The organism is Pseudoxanthomonas beigongshangi (assembly GCF_016820515.1).
In the GTDB taxonomy this organism is placed as follows: Bacteria; Pseudomonadota; Gammaproteobacteria; order Xanthomonadales; family Xanthomonadaceae; genus Pseudoxanthomonas_A; species Pseudoxanthomonas_A beigongshangi.
The window spans coordinates 148,830-171,118 of record NZ_JADHDV010000003.1 but is presented as its reverse complement, the minus strand read 5'-3'; the positions used below and the strand labels follow the sequence as shown (position 1 = coordinate 171,118).

The following is a 22,289-nucleotide window of genomic DNA, read 5'->3' as shown; positions in this document are numbered from 1 at the left end:
CTCTCCTGGGAACGCTAAATAAGGCTAAAAAAACGCCTTCTTAACGTTACCGGCGGATGTGAGCGGAGACGTTGCTAGCTTTACGCAGTGGCTTTGCTCGAATTGCCTTCCTGCTGATCGCCGTGACGGCGATAGTCGGTGGCGGAGATGCCGAAGTGCGCGCGGAAGGCGCGCGAGAAACTGCAGTTGTTCTCGAATCCGGACGCCTGGGCGATTTCGCCGATGGGTGCGTCCGTGCTGATCAGAAGATCCGCGGCATGGGCGAGGCGGATCCGCGATGCCGTCACCTGCGGCTGCTCCTCGTAGACGAAGGTGTAGGTGCGCGAAAAATAGCTGTGCGAGAAATTGACCAGGCGGGCGAGCTCGCGCATGGGGATGCGCCGGTGGTGATGTCCCTTCAGGTACAGGCGGGCGCGTTGCAAGCGCACGAACACCTGGTGGCGGTGGCCGCGGGTCCTGCCGGGGCAGCGTTGCGCGAAGCGCTGGAGGTCGCGCTGGATTTCGGCCATGAACGCCAGCAGTGGCCGGGTATCGCCGTGGCTGCCGGCCCCCATCAGCGCACGTGGGCAGGCACGCCGCCACAAACGCAGGAAGACCACGCGTTCGCGGCGATTCAACCGTCCGCGACCCGGATATACCCGCGAATCATCCGCCGGCCGCCGCGAGGGCGATCCGCCCGCCTCGAACGACATGCCAAGGCACAGCCCGGTCGAACTGGCCTGGACGGTGGGGCGCGACTCCCGGTCCAGGGCGATCCACTGGCCCGGCCTCAGCCGGAACCGTCCTTCGGCGGACTCTATCCAGGCTTCGCCCCGCACCTGTACCCACAACGAGAACCGGCGCGCCTGCAGGCCGAGATTGCCCTGGCGGGAAACGGCGAGACAGCGCGGCGGTGCATGCGGAGTGGTGGTTTCTCCGCAGCGCAGGGTCCGGCCACGATCGGCCCACAGCATCGTTGCTTCCATCTTGTTCATGCCTCCGGTCCGGCACGCCGAAAGGCGCGGTGATTGCGTCCGGCGGACTCCGGACGGATCGGCAGATTGGCCGGCGTGGCGGAGCGCTGGAATCGGAAAGCTCCGAGACCCTCGTCAGGACCGCAAGAAATGCAAAGCGAACGGGTGCTTTGGCTCAGCCGCTGGAGGAAGCCGTGAAAAGTGCGTGGCCGGAACGATTGCCCGGACCGGATGCATGCGACGTCGGTGCTTCGATCTTTGGATGGACCGGGGTTTTTTCAGGGCGGATGGGGCAGGGCGCTGGCGTGATGGTCGTCTTGCAGGAGCGATGCCTCGAGGAACGCCACCCGCTCGCGTATCTCCTGTTCGCGCTGGCCGATCGCGCGGGCGTCCGTCGCGAATACATCGCCTTCCGGAACCGGTGCCACCAGCGCCAGCGCGCCTTCCATGCGGTGTAGCAGCTCGCGCCTGGCGACCAGTGCCGAGGCCGGCAAGCGATCCAGCCGCGCAAGGTCCTCGCGGCACGCCGCGACCAGGTCGGGAATCAGATCGCCATCGTCGCCGTCCGGAAGCACGTCCTGCGGTGCGGGCTGTGGTTCGAGCACGGACTGGGAGGCGGGCGATGGGCGCAGGTGGTGCGCCAGCTTGCCCGCCAATTGATCCAGTCGCACCGGCTTGGCGAGGAAATCGTCCGCGCCGGCCTCCAGGCAACGCTTGGCCTGCTCGGGCAGCGCGCTGGCCGAAAGCGCGATGATGGGCAGGTGGCGGCCGGACGGCTCGGCGGCGCGGATCCTGCGCGTCAGCGCCAGCCCGTCCAGGCCCGGCATGTGGCAATCGGTGATCAGCAGATCGATGCCACCTGCCGCGAGGACCGCCAGCGCGCGTTCGCCATCCTCCACCACGGTATGCGTGTAGCCGAGGCGATCCAGCTGGCGCGCGATCAGCGCCCGGTTGACCGGATGATCCTCCGCGACCAGGACATGCCGGTTCACCGGAAGTGCTGGCGGGAGCGCGGGCGTCGGTTCACGGGCCGGCTGTTCGCCGAGGGCTTCCCGGCAAGCCTCGGCCACGGCGTGATGCAGCAGCGGATCGCCCGGCAGCGCGATGCAGGCGCGACCCGGTCCTGCCGCGAGGGGCGCCTGCAGGTCGACGCGGACGCAGGGCGTTTCCGGTGCGCAACCGGCCGGACCGACGGCACAGGCATCGACGACCGCCAGATCGAAACCGACGGACGCCGGAAGGTCGGCGCCTTCGCCGCTCAGCACGTCGAAACCCAGTGCCGACAGCGAATGAAACAGGCCTTCGTTTCGCCACGGGTCGCGGCTGCGCAACCAGGCGCGCTTGCCCGCGAACGCCGCCACCGGCCGGAGCGGCTCGCTGACCGGCAGGCTCAGTTCGAACACCGCTTCCGTCCCGATGCCGGGTTCGCTGGCCAGGCGCAAATCGCCGTCCATCAGGGAGGCGATGCGGCGGCTGATCGCCAGGCCCAGTCCGGTGCCACCGAACCGGCGTGCTTCCGACCCTTCCGCCTGCACGAAGGGATGGAACAACTGGGCGAGATCGTCTTTCCCGATTCCGATGCCGGTATCGGTGATGGTGAAGCGGATGCGCTGGTATCCATCGGTGTCCCCGACGACCGACAGCCTCAGCGCGACATGGCCATCGTCGGTGAACTTGATGGCGTTGCTGACCAGGTTGCTGAGCACCTGCCGGATCCGCGTGGCATCGCCCAGCAGCGCGCCGGCCACCCGGTTTTCCCGGATCACGTGCAGGCGGACGTGCTTTTCCCTGGCGCGCGCGGTGAACAGGCCGGCGACGCTGTCGACCAGCGCGCGCGGATCGAAGGGCTGGCGGGCGATCGCCAGCCGGCCGGCCTCGATCCGCGAATAATCGAGGATATCGTCGAGGATCTGCAGCATCGCCTTGGCCGAGTCGTCGGCCAGGCGCAGCATGTGCGCCTGCTCGCGGTTCATCGTCGTGCGTGCCAGCAGTTCGATCAGGCCCAGCACGCCCGCCATCGGCGTGCGGATTTCATGGCTCATCGAGGCCAGGAACGCCGCCTTGGTCGCCGCGGCCGATTCGGCGCGCGCCTTGGCGTCGTGCAGCGCCTGTTCCTGCGCATGCGCGGCGTCGATGTCAATCCAGTACCCGCTCCATTCCAGGGTTCCGTCGGGCAGTCGGCGCGGTTGTCCCGCCTCGGTCCGCACCCAATGCCAGCGATCCCCGAACCTCAGCCGGAGATCCAGCGTGGGCAGGGCACGCAGGGTGCGCGCGGTCTCCCGCAAGGCCGCCTTGAGGTGTTCGCGATCATCCGGATGCAGGCGGTCGTAGAGCTGGCGTTCGTCGGCGACCAGTTGTTCCGCCGAGAGGCCCAGCAGGTCCTGCACATTGCCGGCCGCATAGATGAAACGCCGCTCGCCCCGCGGCGAGAGCCGGAACTGGAAGACCGTCGCCGGAATGGCATCGGTGATGTCGGACAGGCGCTGCTCGGAAGAGCGCGCGCGTGCCTGCGCGGCACGGATCTCGCTGACATCCACGAGGGTCGCCAGCCGCCCGGCGGGTTCGTCGGCGTCGTAGAGGAATGCGTGCGACCACAGGATCACGTCGCGCGGCGCCGCGCCGGCCTCCGTCTCCGGCAGTCGCAGCTCGCCGTGTTCCGAGGCTTCGCGTCCGGGCAGCGCGCGATCGGCGATCCGCATGCCGGCCAGATCCGCGCCCGGGTTCGGCCGTGCGTCGTCGAGCCGGCGCCCCAGCAGTGAATCCCGCCCGCATCGGAACATCGCCTCGTAGGCCTGGTTGACCACCAGGTACCGTCCATGCGCGTCCCTGGCGAAGATGGGATAGGGAATGGTTTCCAGCAATGCGCGCTGGAATGACAGCTGTGCTTCCAACGCTTGCTCCGCGCACACCCGGGCGCGGGTCAGGCGGTGCAGCCGGGCGTACGCCAGCATGACCGCGCCGATGATGACCAGAGCCATGGCGATGCCGCCCGCGACCCAGCCCCACGGCACCCCGTAGTGATAGGAACTGCTGAGCCAGCGTGCGCGGATGGCGCGCTTCTGCGCGGGTGCCATGTTGGCCAGCACGCGATCGAACAGCGGCAGCAGCGCCTGCAGGTCGCCGCGTGCGCCGAATGCGAGCTCCTGGTCGAGTTCCGCCGGTCCCACCACCCGCAGATCCGCGGCATAGTGATCGCGTATCAGCGAATCGATCGCGGGCAGGGTGCCGATGTAGGCATCGGCCTGTCGCTCGGACACCATCGCCAGGCCCGCCTCATTGCTGGCAACCGGACGGAACGTGGTTCGCTGCAACTGGCTCTGCAGCCTGCCTATCAATCCGGCCTCGTCGCGGACCGCGACCACCCGCCCGTCGAGGTCGCGTGCGCCGGCGATGGCCGGACCATGCGTGGACGCCACGATCACTTCCGGGAAGTACTCGTATGGCCGGCTGAATGCGACATCGTCATGATGGAAATCGTCTGGCGTGCCGGCCGCGACCAGATCGATCTCGCCGGACTTGATCATCTGTTGCAGGTGATCCCAGTCGCGTGCCGGAATCGGCTGCAGGCGCAGGCCCAGCTGTTCGCCCAGATGGGCGAGATAGTCGGCGGCCAATCCATCGAAGCGGCCTTCACCGTCCATGAAGCTGTACGGGTACCTATCCACCTCGAATCCCACCCGCAGCGTCGGCAGCGCGCGCAGGCGTTCCAGTTCCCCGGCGCTCAGCGAGGCGTTGGCCGCGGCGCCGTCTTCGGCGGAATCGCCAAAGCCCCAGCGATCGCGCAGCCGGGCCAGTTCCGCTTCGTCGATGCTGGCGGCGGCCTTGTCCAGCAACGAGGCCAGGGGAGCCGCATCGACCCGCACCGCGGGCGAGAACGCCAGGGCCGGCAGGCCCGCCGATCCGGTCAGGTTGAGATCATCGGCCCGGCGACCGGCCAGCAGCGCCCGGGTGCGGGCCGCGGTGACGCCGATGTAGGCGTCGGCTTCGCCACGGGCCAGGCTGTCCAGGCATTGCAGGCCGGTATCGCAGTACTGCAGCACCGCGTGCGGATAGGCGCCCTGCAGGCGCACGATGGTGTCCTGGAAGCGGCGCTCGATGAGAATCCGCGCCCGATCCAGATCCCGTTGATCGCGCGTGCGCGTGTCATTGCGACGGGTGACCAGCACGGGCGCGGCGCTCAGGTAGGTCCGCAGCAGGCGGACGTGGCCCTCGTCGCCACGGGTATGGGGCAGCGCGAGCAGCAGATCGAAAGGCGGTGCCCGCCTGGCAGAGCGCGACGCGACGGCCTCCCAGTCGGTGAATGGATGGAAGGCGACCTGCAAGCCGGCGCGCGATGCAAGCAGGCGGACGTAGTCGATGCCCAATCCTTCCGGCTGGCCTCCCATCCAGGCTTCCAGCGGCATGTGATCGCCCGCGAATACGCCCACGCGCAACACCGGATGGGCGCGACGCCAGGCGATTTCCTCCTGGTCCAACGCCAGCGTCGTATGCGCGGCCGCATGGGCGACCACGATCAGTGACAGGCAGAGGGACCCCGCCAATGCCAGCATGCCGGACAGGCACGCACGCAGGCGGGAGGAAACACGGAAGGACATGACAGGCACGCGCAAAAGCGATGCGCGTCAGCCTAGGAGTGGTGCCCTGGCCTTCGAATCGGATTATTCCTAATGTCGCGACGCCCGTGGGCGTGCTTCATCTCTCAGACAGCGTTTTTGTACGGAGACACGGTCGTCCGTCAGGAGAGCATGCCCTTCTCGCGCGCGTAGGCGTAGATGTCGAAGTCGTTCTTCAACCCCAGTTTGGCCATCGCCTCCTGCTTCTGCGTGCTGATGGTCTTGACGCTCCGGTTGAGCTGGCGGGCGATCTCGGTCACCGACTTGCCCGACGCGAACAGGCGGATGACCTCGGTCTCGCGCGGCGAAAGCGGAACCGCTTGCGCGGACTTGCCATTGCCGGCCTGGATCAGCAGGCGCTGGCTGGCCTTGCTGACGTAGATCTGCCCACGCATGACCGTCTGCACGGCCGTGGCCAGTTCGGTCATCGCGTCGGTCTTGTTGATCAGGCCACGCACGCCGATATCCAGGATCGATTGCAGGACGGCCGGGTTGGTGACCATGGTCAGCACGATCAGCGGCATCTCGGGCAGGCGGCGCTGCAGCAGTCCGATCAGGGACAAGCCGTCGGCTTCGTCCTCGTTGGGCATGCTGAAATCGGTAATCACCAGGTCGCAGGGATGCTGCGCGAGGATCTCCATCAGCGAACCGCTGGAACCGGCAACCGCGACGATCTCGTGGCCCGAGCGTTCGAGCAGCTGACGGACAGCGGCAACGATGATCGGGTGATCGTCGGCGAGCACGATCTTCAATGTCATGTGCCGTGGTCTCCCGGATTCTGGGCTGAAAGCAGTCACATTCTATATCGGGGCTTTGCCATTCCGCGAACCTATCGGATTCGCAAGCCACCGCCATCGCATATTTTGTGACTACGTCTGCGGAACGTGCGCTTTACGGCGGAATTATCGCTTGCGCGCCGGCGAATCCGTGCCATTCCGGAATTTTTCAGACGATTCCGATGTTCGATGGCCTGTGACGGGAAGAACACTGCGAAAACGGTGGATCCGCGGTTGCCGACGGATATGCAGACAAGGGGCCAAGACGATGTCTGCAGTGGGCACGGAGTCCGCCGCTTCCATGTCCCAGACGGTAGCCAGAACATGCTGACTGAAAATCAGGAAAGTCTCGACGCCACGATCAGCCGCCTGACGCAGACGCAGGATGCGTCCTGTTCCCTGTCGGCGGTGCTTGAACCCCAGTTGAGCGATGACGAGTGGGCGCACATCGTGGTCAATCTCGGGGGGAGACTCGGCGCGCGCGCGCGCGGCCACAAATCCAGTGCCCGCTGTTTCGTCGAGGCGGTGCTGTGGATGGCGGGAAGCAACGATGCCTACTGGCGTTGCCTGCCCATCGAATACGGCGCCAACCACAGCGTCTACGTGCGCTTCTCGCGCTGGGTCAAGGCGGGACAATGGGACCCGGTGCTGGCCTGCCTGCCGGAAAGCGACGCCCGGCGGCAGGGCCTGGCCCGGATGGTCGCGACCCATCGTGCCTCGCTGCAACGCAAGCAGCGGTACGCCAACCATCAGGCTGCCTGATTCGGCAGGTCGCGGGTGATCGGGTGGAACGCGTGTTCCACCCGGGCACAATCCCGACGATGCATGGCGGGCGCGGGCGCCCGCCGTGAACTCAATGCTGTTCGCGGAAGTAGGCGACCACTTCGCCCTTGATCTTCAACGTCATCGGATTGCCGCGGCGATCCTTGGACTTGCCCACCGGCACCCGGATCCATCCTTCGCTGACGCAGTATTCCTCGACGTTGTCGCGTTCGACGCCATTGAAGCGGATGCCTACGCCGCGGTCGATCATTTCCGCATCGTGGAAGGGGCTGCGCGGGTCGGAGGCCAGGCGGTCGGGGGGCGTTTCGGTGCTCATGGTGGTGGTTTCATGTGTCGCGGAAGGCGCATAGGATAAACGTCCGGGGGCCGCCTCCCAAGTTCCTGCCGCGGCCCGCGTCCTCGGTGACGAACCCCATGGTGGAGGCGAGGCAGGAATCCCGCAGATATCCAGGACATTTCCCATGACCCTACCCGACGAAGACGACTTCGACGCCGACGATGCGTTCTCCCGCTCCGGTGACGACGAGGACGAGGACATCGATCTGGGTGATCAGGAAGCCCTGATCTGGAACCTGCTGGTACTGATCAACCCGGGTGACGAGGAGACCGCGCTGCGCCAGTTCGCGACCTGGCGCGAGCGCATGGCCGAGGCCGACAGCGACGACGATGGCCGGATGCTGTGGGCGCTGAAGGACGCGATCGACTGGACGTCGGGTTTCTATGTCGACTGGAAGGACAGCGAGTCGCTGATCGACAGCGTGAACGAACTGGCTGCGCGCTGGAACATCGACATCGACTGGGGCGGCGATCCCGGCGACGAAGACTTCCTCGATGGCGTGGACGTGCCGGGCCTGATGGCGGTGGCCTATGACCGCCTGCGCGAACATGGCTACACGCTCTGGAACTGGAACACCGACGGCGATGCGTATGCGGGCTGGATCGCGCTCAGCCGGGACGACGAGGGCATGCAGCAGCTGTGCGCGGCCCTGGGTATCGAACTGCGCCCCGGCAGCGACGCGTTCTGACCGGCTGGCGATCGCGATCAGCGCCGGGATTCGGCTTCATCTCCCAGCGCCATGCCGGCACCCAGGCCCATTCCCGCGCCGGCGCCACCCGCTCCGGCTCCGGCGTTACCCGTCTTGCCGCCAGCCTGGCGTGGGTCGTCGCGCGCGCCCTCGTTCTTGCCGGCCTTGCCACCGCCGCCACCGGGACGCGCCGGGCCCTGGGGAGGAATGGACAGGCCGGGCGGTATCGGATCCAGATCAAGGGCGTGGCGGATGAAATCGCGCAGCGACATCACCAGTTCATCGGTGCGTATCGGCCGGCCTTCCACCATGTCGGTGGCGGCGCGGGCGGCCAGCCGCACCTGTTCGTCGGTGCCCAGCAGGACGATGTCGGACAGCGCGGCCTCGACCGCGTCGCGAATCCTCCGCGAACGATCCGAACCGGTGCCGGCCTCGTCGTCGCCGCCCTGAGCCTGTCGGATCCGAAGATCCCGCAGGTGCGTCGGGTCCACGGCCAGATGGCCGGTGAAGGAACCTCCCAGGGTCTTGTAGGCGGCGATGAGCGTGCGCAGCCGTTCGTTGATCTGGCGATTCTCGCGTTCCCGCCGTTGCTGGATGGTCTGCATGACCAACAGGCGGATACCGACGCCGATCAAGGTGATTACCGCCAGGCCGAGCAGCGTCGACAGCAATGTCTGCCACGAACTGAAGTCCAGACCACGCATGCGATGACCTCCGGTATCCGCCGCGTTCGCGGCGGGTGGAACGATAGCAGGCCGGATGCGTGCCGCACTCCGGACGATGATCAGCCGATGGCCAGCTTTCCCGCCGCCACCGCGATGAGCCCGCCGGACATGCCTTCGATCCAGCGGCGGCGACGTTCGTCGAGACCGTTGCGCCAGCCGCCGGACGCCATGGCCAGGGCGAGCAGGGAATAGAACGCCGCGCACAGGCCGATGAAGGTAGCCGACAGCGCAATGGCCTGCGGCGCCGCCGGAGTGGCGCTCGAGATGAACTGCGGCAGGATCGCGAAGTAGATCATCATGCCTTTCGGGTTGAGTACCGCGGTCAGGAAACCACGGCGGAATTCCGCCTGATGCCCGTCGCCACGGACCTGCAAACCACCCGGTCGCGTCGCCGACCGCAGCAGGCGCCAGGCCAGCCAGGCCAGGTAGGCGACGCCCGCCCAGCGAAGCATCGCGAACAGCGGCGGCGACGCGGCGATCAGGGCCGCCAGCCCGAGTGCCGCGAGCATCGAATGCACCAGGTATCCAGTGCAGACTCCGAACGTGGCGCGCAATCCGGCACCGCCGCCGCCGCCCAGGGTCTGGGCGACGATGAACAGCATGTCCGGGCCGGGCGTGGCGATCAGCGGCATCACGGTGGCCGAGAAGAGCAGCAGGGTGGTCGTGTCCATGGCCGATCATGCTAGGGACACTGCCTTGCCACGGGGTTGCGAATATTCCAGAAATTTCGGATAGATTGGCATTCGATGCCAATAAAATCCTGAAATGGAGGTTTCAATGCCTGTGAAGCTGGACGAGCTGGATCGCCGCATCCTGCGCGCGCTGCAGGGGGACGGGCGCATGCAGAACACCGAACTGGCACAGGTTGTCGGCCTCTCGCCCTCGCCATGCCTGCGCCGGGTACGGCTGCTGGAGCAGGCCGGCGTCATCGAACGCTACGTGGCGGTGGTCAATCCCGCCGCGGTGGGTTACCCGCAGACCCTGTTCACGCGGGTGTGGCTGACCGCGCAGGACGCGGACACCATCGACCGTTTCATCGCCGCGATGGAACGCCTGCCGCAGGTGATGGAGTGCTACATCATGCTGGGCGAATGCGATGCCATGCTGCGGGTGGTGGTGGAGGACCTGGACGACTATCGCCGCTTCCAGACCCGCCACCTCACGCGCGCCAACGGCATCCAGAACGTCAAGACGGATCTGCCCAGCCAGGTCGTGAAGCGCAGCCACGCCCTGCCAATCTGACGTCCACGGCCGCGTGATTTGGCCGTCATCGGGCCATCGTTCCTGAGGGCCCGTTGCCCTCTGCCAGGCGCACGAGGTCAATGGCGTCCGCCATCGCCTGGTAGCCGGCATCGTTGGGATGCAGGTGGTCGCCGCTGTCGTAGGCGGGCAGCAGGCGATCAGGCTGCGCGGGATCGCGCATCACCCGATCGAAATCCACCACAACGTCGAACGCGCCCGATTCGCGGATCCAGGCATTGACGGCTTCGCGCTTGGCGATCGCCTCCGCGCTGGGCGGTGCGGGGAAGGTGGTGCCGCCGCGCGGCAGCAGGGTCGCGCCCCAGACTTTGATACCGCGCGCACGGGCGCGGGTGATGATCTGTTGCATGCCCTCGATGATCTGCGTGGCGCTGACCTTCTGATCCGGCGCTTCGAGCCGGTCCGAGGCGGAGATGTCGTTGCCACCCTGCAACAGCAGCATCCAGCGCACGCCCGGCTTGTCCAGCACATCGCGTTGCAGGCGCGACAGCGAACTCGGCCCGCGATAGGGCGCCACGCCGTCGTTGAGGATGCGATTGCCGGCGATGCCGGCGTTCACCACGGCGATGGACGCCAGCGCCGGATCACGTTGCAACCGTTGCGCGAGCCGATCGGGCCAGCGCGCATTGGCGTTTTCGCTGGAGCCCACGCCATCGGTGATCGAATCGCCCAGCACGACGAAGGCGCGCGCGCCCGCTGGCGCGGCGACTTCCAGATCGGTCAGCAGGTAGCGGGTATCGTCGGGTTCGCCTTCCGGTTCGAACCGCGACCGCGAGGTGAGATCGCCCCGCGCCAGGTACACCGTCTGGTTGCCGACCTGGTGGACGGTCGGCGCGGCCGCGCCCTGCGGCAGGTACAGACTGATGGCGAGCATCTCCAATGCCGTCACCGGCAGATCCACCGCGTCACTCAGGACCGACCCTCCCGGCGGGAGCGTCACCTGCGGCAGCCCGGCGAACGTCACCGATCCATCGCTGTCGGCTTGGATGGCGACACCGTCCGCATGCCGGGCCAGCCGGACAGGACCGATCGTGAGTGGCTGGCTGCCGAACAGGTTGGACAAGCGCACGCGGACCGCCGCTCCGCCCAGGCTGGTGCGAACCACTTGGCGTATCGTCACCGGCGGCAACGCGTCTCCCGCCCCCACCGGCGCCGCACTCCAACTGGCGACCCAGTGATGGTCGTCGTCGCCCATGGGAGGCTGTGCCTGGACGGGGACCGGCGATGCCAGCGCAAGCAGCAGGCAGGCCAGGGGAAGAGCAAAGGATCTCGACGCGAAGGGCATGCGGGTTTCCCGGGTTGGATTGGAAGCAGCCGGCCCTGTCTGGCAGCGACCGGTGCGCGGTACGATGCCGGTCCCGCCGGCCCGAAGTCCTGAAGGCGGGCCTGAAACGCGCTGAAAAGTTCTGAAACGGATGGAAGAACACTTGCACACGACCGCGCGAACCACGCTGCGCCTGGGCGACTGGCAACTGGATACGATTTCCGGCGTGGCCACGCGCGATGGCGGGCGCATCCAGTTGGAACCGCGCGCGCTGGCGCTGCTGTTGCGTCTGGCGGAACGGCCGGGCGAGGTGGTGAGCATCGACGCACTGCTGGCCCGGGGCTGGCCCGACGTCATCGTCAGCCAGGATTCGGTGTATCAGGCCATAACCTCGCTGCGCCGCCAGCTGGGCGACGACCCGCGGCAGCCGCGCTACATCGCCACGGTGCCGCGGCTGGGCTACCGCCTGATCGCCGACGTTTCCGCGACCACGCCGCTCGGTCCGGTCGCGGAATCACCCGGCGTGGACGGTTCGCCATCCGGATCTGACCGGACCACCATCGACGAGGGATGGGAAGGCCGCGAACATCGGCCGTCCCGCGTTCCCGTGCGCATCGGCTTGTGGCTGGTGGTCATGCTGCTGGCGGCGTCCGCCGTGGCGGCTTATCAGCTGACCCGGCCCGTCAATACGGAGACGCCGTCGATGGCATCACTGTCCGTGCTCGCGCCGGCGCGCTTGCAGACGCTGGCCGTGCTGCCATTCCTGGATTTGACTGATGCGATGAACGAGGAACCGTTCGCCGACGGCATGACCGAGGAACTGATCGTCCGCCTGAGCAAGGTGCCCGGATTGAAAGTGTCGGCGCCGACCGCGTCGTTCCAGTTCAAGGACAAGCAGGTGCCGGTCCCCGAGATCGCGCGTTCACTCGGGGTGTCCTATTTGCTGGACGGCAGCGTGCGCAAGTCGGAGCGAACCCTGCGTGTATCCGTGCGCCTGCTGCGTGCCGACGACGGGTTCGTGGTGTGGTCGGATACCTACGATCGCCCGCACGAGGACAAGCTGGCGATGCAGGATCAGATCGCCGGAGAGGTGACTTCGGCGCTGGAGCGGCTGGCGCCGCGGGCGACGGATTCGCCCGCTGGCCGTTGAGGCGACGCCAGCGCGTCTCAGTCGCCGCCGCGGCCCTGTTCCCTGGCGCGCGCGATCACCGCTTTGACCAGCGTTCGGTCCACGTGCCGCGAGATGGCGATCGCGCCGAGCCGGATGGCGTCCTCGCGCAATTCCGCGGTCACGTCGTAGTGGGCGCCGCTGGTCTTGTTCTGGAACGCGCGACGCGGGATGCCCAGCCGTTGCGCCATCGCATGCAGTTCCTCCAGCGTGTCCGCCATCAGGTGCGCCCAGCGCTGGCCGCGCCAGAGGTGCACAGCGTCATCCACGTATACGCTCATTGATCGGCTGCCGGAGGGATCATCGCAACGGCTCCGGATGACTCACTTGATCCGTACCATGCGGTCAAGCAGGTGCTCCATGACCGCCTCCATGTCGCCGCACTTGCCCATGTGCACCGGCGAGGTCTGGATGATGGCACTGCGTTTGGCGGTCAACCAGTGGAATCGCGCGCGTTTGGGCAGCATGCCGATGGGACCGGCCTGGGCGCCGCCTTCGCAGATGCGCGGAATCGCGGCCAGGTGGCGTTGCAGGGAATCCAGATCGATGCGCGGATCCAGCGCCAGCACGCGGGCTTCGTCCAGCTCGATGCGCGCCTGCAGGAAGCCGGTCTTCTCGCAGGACACGATCACGCCGACGTTGATGAACTCCTCGCGCTCCACCCGCGGCACCACCCGGATGACGGCGTAGTCGTAGCTGTCAGTCGCGCGCACGCTGGGCCTCCTGCGCGAACGCATGCGGCAGCGCCAGGCGCTGCTGCAGATAGTGGGTATAGGCCGCACGCTGCTGGTCGGGCGGACCGAAGGCGTCGCCACCCTGCAGCCACGTGTCCGGTACCAGTGCGACGATGTCGGCCAGCCGTTCCGGGGACAGCCTCGCGCTGAGCCGCGCGTCGGCGGCTTCCAGATCGCTGGCCCAGGGCAGCAGGACATGATCCCGGATCAGCGGGAACGGCCGGCCGGCGCCACTGGTATCACCGTCCCAGCCGTGATGGAAATAGAGCGAGGCGCCGTGATCGATGAGGGTCAGCCGGCGATGCCAGATCAGCAGGTTGGGATTGCGCACGGTGCGATCCACGTTGCTGATGAAGGCATCGAACCAGACGATGTCCGACGCCAGCGCCGGGTCCGGCTGCTCGGCCACGGGATCGAAATTGGCCGAGCCCGGCAGGTAGTCCAGCGCCAGGTTGAGCCCGGCACTGGCCTTGATCAGATCCTGGATCTCCGGATCGCCCTCGGTGCGCGCCAGCTCCGCGTCCAGTTCGACCAGCACGATTTCCGGCACCGGCAATTGCAGTGCGCGGGCGATTTCGCCGGAAATCAGTTCCGCCACCAGCGCGCGCGGCCCCTGGCCGGCGCCGCGGAACTTGAGGACATACATGCCGTCGTCGTCCGCCTCGACGATGGCCGGCATCGAGCCGCCTTCGCGCAGGGGCGTCACGTAGCGGGTGGCGGAAACGGTGCGCAGCGTCATCGCGCAAGGATAGCCTCCCGCGCGGGTACGGCGAAGCCCGTCAGGGATGCCCGCCGCGCGCGGGCAGGGCGGGTGCGGCCGGCAAGGCCGGCACCTGGGTGTCCGCGTCGGCCAGTACCTTGCCCAGCGCCATGCCGCTGTCGTCCAGCGCTTCGGCCTCGGCCGCGCGGGTCATGATGACGATGCTGATGCGACGGTTGATCGGGTTCTGCGGATCCTGCTTGTCGAACAGCACGGAGGACGACAAGCCGACCACGCGGGTCACCTTGTCCTCCTGCATGCCGGCTTCGACCAGCGCCCGCCGCGCCGCGTTGGCGCGGTCGGCGCTCAGCTCCCAGTTGGTGTAGCCGGCCCGGGCATACGCGGTGACGTCGGTGTGGCCGGTCAGGCTGATGTGGTTGGGTACGCGATTGATGAAGCCGGCCAGCTCGTGGAGGATGTCGGTCGTGTACGGCTTGAGCGAGGAACTGCCCAGATCGAACATGGGCCGGTTCTGCTGATCGACAATCTGGATGCGCAAGCCCTCGGGGGTCAGATCGATCAGCAACTGATCCTTGAACGGCTCCAGCGCCTGGCTGCGGCTGATCGCCTCCTCCAGCGCTTGCATCAACGCTTCCAGCCGCTGCTGGTCCTGCGCATGTTCGCGTGCCTGCTCCTGCGCGCTGGCTTCGCGCGAGGCCGGCGTGCGGCCGTCCGGATCCGGTTTGCTGAAGGGGTCGTCGCCACTGCCGCGCGGGATGTCCATCGTGCCGCCCAGCTTGATCATCGAGGTACTGGCGCCGCCGGGTCCGTTGGGACCGGGCGCGGGCGAGAAGCTCTTGCCGCTGAGCGGGCTCGGGTTGCGGAAGTACTCGGAGATCGCTGCGCGGTCCTTGTTGGTGGTCGCGCCGACCAGCCACATGACCAGGAAAAACGCCATCATCGCGGTGACGAAGTCGGCGTAGGCGACCTTCCAGGAGCCGCCGTGATGGCCGCCGCCCTGAATCTTGCGGACCCGGCGAACCACAATGACCGTGGATTTCTCGGCCATGGCGCGTGCCTACTTGGCGCCCTTGAGGTGGGTCTCGAATTCGGCGAACTGCGGACGCACCGCCGACGGCAGCGTCTTGCGCGCGAACTCCAGTGCCACCTTGGGGTTGTAGCCGCGCAGGCAGGCCAGCAGGGCGGTCTTGACGCTTTCGTAGATGCGGCTGTCCTGCTCGGCGCGCGCTTCCAGCGCCGCGGCCAGCGGGCCGACGAAGCCGTAGGCCAGCAGGATGCCCAGGAAGGTGCCGACCAGGGCGCCGGCCACATGCGCGCCAACCTCGGCGATGTCGCCGCCGATCGAACCCATGGTGATGACGATGCCCAGCACCGCGGCGACGATGCCGAAACCCGGCAATGCGTCGGCGACTTTCGCCAGCGCGTGGGCCGGCGCCATCATCTCGTGATGGTGCTTTTCCAGCTCCAGTTCCAGCAGCGGTTCCAGCTCGTGCGGCTCGATGTTGCTGCCGACCATGAGGCGCAGGCAGTCGGTGATGAAGTCCATCAGGTGGTGATCGGCCAGCACCTTGGGATACTTGTTGAACAGATCGCTGGAGCCCGGATTGTCGACGTGCGATTCCAGCGAGATGAAGCCTTCGCGGCGCGCCTTGTTCAGCAGCTCGTACATCAGGGTCAGCACGTCCAGGTAATCGGACGACTTGTACTTGACCCCCTTGAACACCGCGGGAATGCTGGCGAAGGTGGCCTTCACCACCTTCGGCGGATTGCTCATCAGGAACGCGCCCAGCGCCGCGCCGCCGATGATCACCAGTTCGAACGGCTGCCACAGGGCGGCGAGCTTGCCGTGCGAGGCGACGAAGCCGCCGAGCACGCTGGCGATGACGACCAGGATTCCTACGATGATCAACATGGACGAGGCGCGGCGTGGGGTACGAAGGAATGTCGGCCCCGGTCCGGGTTTCTTGAGTGGCCGCGGACGGGCGGCTCAGGTCGAGCGCGAGACGCCCAGGCGGCGCAGGATCAGGTAGACCGCCAGGCTGGACAGCAGCCCCAGCACCAGCGCGGCGGAGGCGCCCGCCCGGTGATCGGCGAAGGGCAGGCCATGCAGGTTCATGCCGAACACGCCCACGACCAGGCTGGGCGGCAGCAGCAGCGCGGTGATCATCGACAGCACGTAGAGGTGCGTGTTGGTGCGCTCGGCGAGTTTGGCGGCGACCTCGTCCTGGAGCAGGCGGGCGCGCTCCTGCAGGGTCGAGACGTCACCGTCCAGATCATCGAAGCGCTGGCCGAGGCGCGACGCCACCGGCAGCAGTTCGTCCTCGTCCTCGTCCGGGGCGTGCCGTTGCTCGAACTGCTTGAGAACCCGGCGCATGGCGGTCAGCGGCCGGTGCAGGCGCACGCTCTGGTGCCGCAGCGAGGCCAGGTCGCGCCGTTCGTCGCCGATGGCGTCGGCCAGCACGCGGTCCTCGATGCGATCCAGCGAGTCGGAAAGATCATCGGTGGCGCGTTCCACCGAGTCGGCGAAATGCTCGGCGATGGCTTCCAGCACGCGGGCCGGATGGCTGCAGCGTTCACCCGCGCAAAGTTGCCGCCGGACCGTCTCGACCGATCGCAACGGCTGCCGGCGGGCGGTGACCAGCAGGCCGTCGCCGCCACCGATGGCGAAATGCAGCCAGCCCAGGCCGTCGTGATGGCCGGGCGCGCGCGGCGCGGTCCCGCCGGCACGCTGGTGTTCCCAATCGACGAACACGCCGTAGGCGCCGTCCTCCTGGCGTTGCAGGATCACGTGGGTATCGTGGGACAGCAGCGCTTCGCGGGCATCCTCGGACAGCGCCAGCCGGGCGATGGACTGCGCGCTGCGGGCGTCGCTCTGGTTGAAATGCAGCCAGCGCCAGCCATGGTGTTCACCCGGTTCCATCGGGTCACCGGCCTCCATCGGCGTGGCGCGCCCCTCGGCATCGAAGCGCACGGCCCACAGCAGGCCGGGGAACCCGTCAAACAGGACGTCGGCGTCGGAACGGACCAGCATGGCGATGCCGCCTTCACGGCAGACGACAGTTTCGTGACCGGCAGGTTACATGCGCCGTGTGCCGGTTTTGTGACAGCGCCGTGGCGCGGTCAGGACAGCGGCTGGCCTTCCGGCGCGCCGCGCTGCAACCGGTCCGGCAACGGTTCGCCGTCGCCGGTGAAGTCCAGCGACACCGAATTCAGGCAATGGCGCTCGTGGGTCGGTGGCGGGCCGTCCGGGAAGACGTGGCCGAGGTGGCTGCCGCAACGGGTACAGACGATTTCGGTGCGTACCATGCCGTAGCTGTTGTCGCGGATCCGGCCGACATGCTGCTCGTCGAACGGCGCGAAGAAACTCGGCCAGCCGGTGCCGGAATCGAACTTCGCGCTGGAACGGAACAACGGCAGCCCGCAGAAGCGGCAGGTGTAGGTGCCTTCGCGCTTGTTGTCCAGGAACACGCCGCAGAACGGCGCTTCGGTGCCATGCTGGAGCAGGACCCGGCGTTCATCGTCGCTGAGGCCGTCGGTGAGTTGCCGGCGCTGGGCATCGGTGGGAGGCGTGAGATCGAAGGCGCTCATGGAAGGCTCCGGGGTTCGTCCGCAGTCCTATATGGTGGCGGCCGGGCGGACCGCAAGTGCGGGCGGGCAACGCCGAATGCCCGCGCAGGAATGAAGCTGCCGCAGGCGCGGAAACGAAGAAAGGCGGCCATGGGCCGCCTTTCCCTTTCATCCGGTGCCTCCGGGACAACGCGCGATTCAGGCGTCGTCGCGACGGAACTCGCGATACAGCCAGTCGTCGAGCATGCGCTTCTCGTAGCGCAGCGGGTCCGTGTCCATCACGTTGCCGCCGCTCATCATGAAGGCGCTGTCGACCAGCTTGCGCTCGCCCTGGGCCAGCACCTGGCCATTGGCGTCCTTCAATTCGAAGTTCAACGTCACCCGCGGCGGATAGATGTCCTTGATGATGCGGATGCGATCCATGTTGAACCCGCGGCCGGGCTCGTAGCTGCCGGCGCGGCGGATGTCGGTGATGGTGATGTGCATCTGCTGGCCCGGCGCCAGGCGCTTGCCGGCCTGCTTCTGCAGGTAGGTGGCCAGGTCCACCACCCAGTTGCCCTGCACCGCTTCCCAGCGGTTGCCGCTGTAGCGGATGTCGGTGAACTGGCCGGGGTCGGTCCACTCGACGCTGACGGCGTTGGCGGTCGGCAGTTCGCGCGGGGTATTGGGGTCGGTGACCGTCCTGGACTTGGCCAGCAGCGGTCCACTCAGCGCCAGTCCCAGCACCAGGGCGGACAGGAGGGATACGCGTTTCATGACCGGTCTCCGAAAGTATCAGGGGACTCAGATTCTGCGCCGGCCCCCCGGGGGCGGCAACGCGTCGGCGGGCTTTTCCGGCGCGTCCGTCACCCGAAGTTCATGTCCTTGAACGGCAGCCGATCCACACCGGTCTTCAGCTCGTGCGCAGCCGCTCCACGTCGCGCAGGGGCGGGGCGCCGAACATGCGGCTGTACTCCCGGCTGAACTGCGACGGGCTTTCGTAACCGACCCGATGCCCCGCGGTCGCCGCGTCCACCACCTCGGTGAGCAGCAGGCGGCGGGCTTCCTGCAATCGCAACTGCTTCTGGTACTGCAGTGGACTCATCGCGGTCACCGCCTTGAAGTGGTGGTGCAGCGCCGAGGGGCTCATGTGCACTTGCCGGGCGATGTGATCGATCCGCAGCGGCTGATGGAAATTCTGGCGCAGCCAGCCAATCGCCCGCGCCACCCGATGGCCCTGGCTTTCGGCCACGCCGATGTGGCGCAACATACCGCCCTGTTCGCTACGCAGCAGGCGGTAGTGAATCTCGCGCTGGATCAGCGGTGCCAGCAGCGGAATATCGCGCGGGGTTTCCAGCAATCGCACCAGCCGCAGCGCGGCGTCCAGCAGTTCCGGATCGCACTGGCTGACCGCGATGCCGCGCGAAGGCGGCGGCAGCGGCGCGGACACTTCCTCGGCCTGGGTCACCAGCGCGGCGATGTCGGCGGGCGGAAGTTTCAGCACGAAGCACAGGTAGGGCTGCTCGGGCGTGGCCTGGATGACCTGTCCGGTGATCGGCAGATCCACCGAGGCCAGCAGGTAGCGGGAAGCGTCGTAGTGGTAGACCTCTTCGCCCAGCAGGGTCCGCTTGCTGCCCTGCGCGATCAGGCACAGCGCGGGTTCCTGCAGTCCGCCCATCGGCGCGCTGGGCGCGCTGAGTCGGGAAAAGCGCAGGTTGTCGATGGCGGTGGCATGGATGCCGTCTTCGCTGGCGAATCGTTCAATCGTCGCGGCCAGGGCGGCGCGCCCTTCCTCGATCCGGGCGTCCGCACTGGATGCCGGCGGCAGGCCGGACGGCGAGGCGGGGTTTGCAGAAACAGGGGAGGTTTCCATGGCGATGGAGTCTACGCCCGGTCCGGGGGGCCGATACGGCCCGGCGGGGCCCGCGGCAGGATCAGGCAAGAATGACGGAGGAACCGGATATCGGCGAAAGCAGTGGCGGCACCAGACTGCGCCTCCCGCCGGCGCATCCCGCGCCGGCCATCGCGAGAAGGCCATCCCCCATGTCCGGAATCGAAGGAAAAGTCATCGCCATCACCGGTGCCAGCAGCGGCATCGGCGAGGCTACCGCGCGTGAACTGGCGCGCCGTGGCGCCCGCGTGGTGCTCGGCGCGCGCCGCACCGAACGCCTGGAGCAATTGGTCGCCGGCATCACCCGCGCGGGCGGCCAGGCCGTTTACCGCAAGCTGGACGTCACCGATCTGGAAGACACGCGTGCGTTCGTCGAGTATGCCCGCGCCGAATTCGGCCGGGTGGACGTGATCATCAACAACGCCGGCGTGATGCCGCTGTCGCCGCTGGAAGCGCTGAAGATCGATGAATGGAATCGCATGATCGACGTCAACATCCGTGGTGTGCTGCACGGTATTGCTGCCGGCCTGCCGGTCATGAAAGCACAGGGCGGCGGCCAGTTCGTCAACGTGTCGTCCATCGGTGGCCATGCGGTGTATCCGACCGCGGCGGTCTATTGCGCCACCAAGTACGCGGTGCTGGCGATCTCCGAAGGCCTGCGCCAGGAACACCAGGATCTGCGGGTCACCGTGATTTCCCCGGGCGTGACGACCAGCGAACTGGCCGACACCATCACCGATCCGGCGTCCAAGGCCGGCATGGACGAGTTCCGCAAGATCGCGATTCCGGCCGAGGCCATCGCGCGGGCGATCGCCTATGCCGTCGAGCAACCCGATGATGTGGACGTCAGCGAAGTGATCGTGCGCCCGACCGCCAGCGCCTACTGACGGGCACCTGCCCCGGTTCCGCGGGATGGAAGGCAACAAAGCTTTCCATCCCGCGGCTTGCCCGCTCCGGCGCGGAGGAGTGAAATGGCGGACCCTCCCCCGCATGAGTTTTCCGCCATGGAATATCGCTACCTGGGCGCATCCGGTTTCCGCGTGCCCGTCCTCAGTTTCGGCACCGGCACCTTCGGGGGCCAGGGCGCACTGTTCAGTTCGTGGGGCCAGGCCGATGTCGCCGAGGCGCGCCGGCTGATCGACGTCTGCCTGGACGCCGGACTGAACATGTTCGACAGCGCCGACGTCTATTCCAAGGGCGCGGCCGAATCGATTCTCGGCGAAGCCATCAAGGGCCGGCCGCGCGATTCGCTGATCCTCTCCACCAAGGCGACCTTCCGTTTCGACGAAGGCGAGAACAGCGTCGGGTCATCCCGCTACCACCTGATCAATGCCATCGATGCCGCGCTCAAGCGTCTGGGCACCGACTACATCGACCTGTTCCAGTTGCATGGTTTCGACGCGCGCACGCCGGTCGAGGAAGTGCTGTCCACGCTCGACGATCTGGTGCGGGCCGGCAAGATCCGCTATCTCGGCGTGTCCAATTTCTCCGGCTGGCATCTGATGAAATCGCTGGCGGTGGCCGATCGCTACGGCTGGTCGCGCTATGTCGCCCACCAGGCGTACTACTCGCTGGTCGGACGCGACTACGAATGGGAACTGATGCCGCTGGCCGCCGACCAGGGCGTGGGCGCGGTGGTCTGGAGTCCGCTGGGTTGGGGCCGCCTGACCGGCAAGATCCGTCGCGGCCAGCCGCTGCCGGAAACCAGTCGCCTGCAATCGCAGACCAGCATCGATTCCGGTCCGCCGGTGGATCAGGAGCACCTGTTCCGGGTGATCGACGCGCTGGACGAAATCGCCGCCGAGACCGGCAAGACCCTGCCACAGATCGCCCTGAACTGGCTGCTGCAACGACCGACCGTTTCCACCATCGTGGTGGGCGCGCGCAACGAGGATCAGCTGAAGCAGAACCTGGGCGCGGTCGGCTGGAACCTGAGCGCCGAGCAGGTCGCGCGCCTGGACGCGGCCAGCGCCGTGACCAAGCCATATCCGTACTGGCACCAGGCCGGCTTCAAGTACCGCAATCCGACCCCGGTCTGATCCGGTTCATTCGTCCCATTGCCGCTGGCGCAACCCCACGCCAGCGACCGTCGTTTGCCAGGAGAGATTCGCATGAGCCAGCCGGTCAAGATCGATTTCGTTTCCGACGTGGTGTGTCCGTGGTGCGCGATCGGGTTGCAGTCGCTGGAACAGGCCATCGCCCGGGTGGGCGGTGATCTGCAGGTGGAACTGCACTTCCAGCCGTTCGAGCTCAATCCGCAGATGCAGGCCGGCGGCGAAGACGTCGTCGAGCACCTGACCCGCAAGTACGGCATGAGCGCCGAGCAGGCGCGCAGCAACAGCGAGGCCATCCGCCAGCGCGGCGCCTCGCTGGGCTTCACCTTCGACATGGATCGCCGCCGCCGCATCGTCAACACCTTCGACGCCCACCGCCTGCTGCACTGGGCCGAGCAGGAGCATCCGGACAAGCAGCGCGCGCTCAAGCACGCGCTGCTGCGCGCGTATTTCAGCGAAGGCCAGGATGTGTCCTCGCCGGACGTGCTGGCGCAGCTGGCCGAATCGGTTGGCCTGGACGGCGCGCGTGCGCGGGCCATCCTGGCATCGGACGAATATGCCGAGGCGGTGCGGGCGCGCGAGCGGCTCTACCAGGAGCACGGCATCAACGCGGTGCCCTCGGTGGTCTTCAACGATCGCCACCTGATCCAGGGTGGCCAGCCGGTGGAAGTGTTCGAACAGGCGCTGCGGCAGCTGTCCGGCATCGCCGGTTGAAGCGGGATGGCAAGCGCCTGCCGGGCGCGGGACGCGGGAGAGGGTCCGCTTCCCGCACCCGG

At 67.3% G+C, this 22,289-nt stretch carries 22 protein-coding genes and 2 pseudogenes; 7 read left to right on the top strand and 17 right to left on the bottom strand.

The genetic code is table 11. The features are described from left to right. Positions 1–80: 80 nt before the first annotated feature. From IQ458_RS03470 to IQ458_RS03460, 4 genes and pseudogenes are all read right to left on the bottom strand, one after another. Positions 81–974 carry a helix-turn-helix domain-containing protein gene (locus tag IQ458_RS03470; RefSeq protein ID WP_203321918.1) on the bottom strand — a complete coding sequence of 298 codons (894 nt, stop codon included), beginning with the start codon at positions 972–974 and terminating at the stop codon, positions 81–83. Positions 975–1,231: 257 nt separating this feature from the next. Continuing rightward, positions 1,232–1,921 (bottom strand): annotated as a pseudogene (locus tag IQ458_RS19955) (response regulator); the annotation flags it as partial. Between the two features lie 429 nt (positions 1,922–2,350). Next, positions 2,351–5,356 (bottom strand): annotated as a pseudogene (locus tag IQ458_RS03465) (ATP-binding protein); the annotation flags it as partial. Positions 5,357–5,688: 332 nt separating this feature from the next. Further along, complete coding sequence (locus tag IQ458_RS03460; protein WP_183640658.1) at positions 5,689–6,324, bottom strand: response regulator; 636 nt, start codon at positions 6,322–6,324, stop codon at positions 5,689–5,691. A 342-nt stretch (positions 6,325–6,666) separates the two neighbouring features. Here IQ458_RS03460 and IQ458_RS03455 point away from each other — a divergent pair, with 342 nt between their 5' ends. Next, positions 6,667–7,104 (top strand): transposase, encoded by a 438-nt coding sequence (locus tag IQ458_RS03455; protein ID WP_192199063.1) that lies wholly within the window; start codon positions 6,667–6,669, stop codon positions 7,102–7,104. Positions 7,105–7,195: 91 nt separating this feature from the next. On the opposite strand, the gene IQ458_RS03450 is transcribed toward IQ458_RS03455, so the two are convergent. Continuing rightward, positions 7,196–7,441 (bottom strand): DUF3297 family protein, encoded by a 246-nt coding sequence (locus tag IQ458_RS03450; protein ID WP_183640663.1) that lies wholly within the window; start codon positions 7,439–7,441, stop codon positions 7,196–7,198. 145 nt (positions 7,442–7,586) lie between these two features. Here IQ458_RS03450 and IQ458_RS03445 point away from each other — a divergent pair, with 145 nt between their 5' ends. After that, positions 7,587–8,150 carry a DUF6630 family protein gene (locus IQ458_RS03445; RefSeq protein ID WP_203321916.1) on the top strand — a complete coding sequence of 188 codons (564 nt, stop codon included), beginning with the start codon at positions 7,587–7,589 and terminating at the stop codon, positions 8,148–8,150. Between the two features lie 17 nt (positions 8,151–8,167). Here IQ458_RS03445 and IQ458_RS03440 read toward each other — a convergent pair whose 3' ends face one another. Both IQ458_RS03440 and IQ458_RS03435 read right to left on the bottom strand, forming a co-directional pair. Beyond that, on the bottom strand, positions 8,168–8,854 hold the full coding sequence (locus IQ458_RS03440; RefSeq protein ID WP_203321915.1) for a hypothetical protein: 687 nt from the start codon (positions 8,852–8,854) through the stop codon (positions 8,168–8,170). 80 nt (positions 8,855–8,934) lie between these two features. Next, positions 8,935–9,546: a LysE family translocator gene (locus tag IQ458_RS03435; RefSeq protein WP_203321914.1), complete on the bottom strand. Its 612-nt coding sequence runs from the start codon at positions 9,544–9,546 to the stop codon at positions 8,935–8,937. Between the two features lie 106 nt (positions 9,547–9,652). Between IQ458_RS03435 and IQ458_RS03430 the strand changes: the two genes are divergently transcribed. Further along, entirely contained in the window at positions 9,653–10,117 is a 465-nt protein-coding gene (locus IQ458_RS03430; RefSeq protein WP_183640674.1) for an Lrp/AsnC family transcriptional regulator, read from the top strand. A 25-nt stretch (positions 10,118–10,142) separates the two neighbouring features. Here IQ458_RS03430 and IQ458_RS03425 read toward each other — a convergent pair whose 3' ends face one another. Continuing rightward, positions 10,143–11,330: an SGNH/GDSL hydrolase family protein gene (locus tag IQ458_RS03425; protein WP_203321913.1), complete on the bottom strand. Its 1,188-nt coding sequence runs from the start codon at positions 11,328–11,330 to the stop codon at positions 10,143–10,145. 232 nt (positions 11,331–11,562) lie between these two features. On the opposite strand from IQ458_RS03425, the gene IQ458_RS03420 reads away from it, so the two are divergent. After that, positions 11,563–12,549 carry a winged helix-turn-helix domain-containing protein gene (locus IQ458_RS03420; RefSeq protein WP_203321912.1) on the top strand — a complete coding sequence of 329 codons (987 nt, stop codon included), beginning with the start codon at positions 11,563–11,565 and terminating at the stop codon, positions 12,547–12,549. A 17-nt stretch (positions 12,550–12,566) separates the two neighbouring features. Here IQ458_RS03420 and IQ458_RS03415 read toward each other — a convergent pair whose 3' ends face one another. From IQ458_RS03415 to IQ458_RS03375, 9 genes are all read right to left on the bottom strand, one after another. Continuing rightward, positions 12,567–12,848: a DUF4031 domain-containing protein gene (locus tag IQ458_RS03415; RefSeq protein ID WP_192199067.1), complete on the bottom strand. Its 282-nt coding sequence runs from the start codon at positions 12,846–12,848 to the stop codon at positions 12,567–12,569. 42 nt (positions 12,849–12,890) lie between these two features. Beyond that, positions 12,891–13,280 (bottom strand): DUF3037 domain-containing protein, encoded by a 390-nt coding sequence (locus tag IQ458_RS03410; protein ID WP_183640684.1) that lies wholly within the window; start codon positions 13,278–13,280, stop codon positions 12,891–12,893. Further along, positions 13,267–14,034 carry a HipA family kinase gene (locus tag IQ458_RS03405; RefSeq protein WP_183641393.1) on the bottom strand — a complete coding sequence of 256 codons (768 nt, stop codon included), beginning with the start codon at positions 14,032–14,034 and terminating at the stop codon, positions 13,267–13,269. Before IQ458_RS03405 ends, IQ458_RS03410 begins: the two co-directional genes overlap by 14 nt. Positions 14,035–14,080: 46 nt before the next feature. Further along, positions 14,081–15,070, bottom strand: coding sequence for a flagellar motor protein MotB (gene motB, locus IQ458_RS03400; protein ID WP_203321910.1), 990 nt, complete (start codon positions 15,068–15,070; stop codon positions 14,081–14,083). Between the two features lie 9 nt (positions 15,071–15,079). Beyond that, entirely contained in the window at positions 15,080–15,934 is an 855-nt protein-coding gene (gene motA, locus IQ458_RS03395; RefSeq protein WP_183640689.1) for a flagellar motor stator protein MotA, read from the bottom strand. Between the two features lie 75 nt (positions 15,935–16,009). Further along, complete coding sequence (locus IQ458_RS03390) at positions 16,010–17,053, bottom strand: CorA family divalent cation transporter (protein WP_183640692.1); 1,044 nt, start codon at positions 17,051–17,053, stop codon at positions 16,010–16,012. An 89-nt stretch (positions 17,054–17,142) separates the two neighbouring features. Further along, positions 17,143–17,610 carry a peptide-methionine (R)-S-oxide reductase MsrB gene (msrB, locus tag IQ458_RS03385; protein ID WP_183640694.1) on the bottom strand — a complete coding sequence of 156 codons (468 nt, stop codon included), beginning with the start codon at positions 17,608–17,610 and terminating at the stop codon, positions 17,143–17,145. Positions 17,611–17,787: 177 nt separating this feature from the next. Next, positions 17,788–18,345: a DUF3016 domain-containing protein gene (locus IQ458_RS03380; protein WP_183640696.1), complete on the bottom strand. Its 558-nt coding sequence runs from the start codon at positions 18,343–18,345 to the stop codon at positions 17,788–17,790. 136 nt (positions 18,346–18,481) lie between these two features. Next, the gene (locus tag IQ458_RS03375) at positions 18,482–19,441 is read right to left on the bottom strand and encodes an AraC family transcriptional regulator (protein WP_203321909.1); all 960 of its coding nucleotides are present in this window, start codon (positions 19,439–19,441) and stop codon (positions 18,482–18,484) included. Positions 19,442–19,611: 170 nt separating this feature from the next. Between IQ458_RS03375 and IQ458_RS03370 the strand changes: the two genes are divergently transcribed. From IQ458_RS03370 to IQ458_RS03360, 3 genes are all read left to right on the top strand, one after another. Beyond that, entirely contained in the window at positions 19,612–20,346 is a 735-nt protein-coding gene (locus IQ458_RS03370) for an SDR family oxidoreductase (protein ID WP_192199071.1), read from the top strand. 117 nt (positions 20,347–20,463) lie between these two features. After that, positions 20,464–21,498, top strand: coding sequence for an aldo/keto reductase (locus IQ458_RS03365; protein ID WP_203321908.1), 1,035 nt, complete (start codon positions 20,464–20,466; stop codon positions 21,496–21,498). A gap of 72 nt (positions 21,499–21,570) precedes the next feature. Beyond that, positions 21,571–22,227: a DsbA family oxidoreductase gene (locus IQ458_RS03360; RefSeq protein WP_203321907.1), complete on the top strand. Its 657-nt coding sequence runs from the start codon at positions 21,571–21,573 to the stop codon at positions 22,225–22,227. Positions 22,228–22,289: the final 62 nt, after the last annotated feature.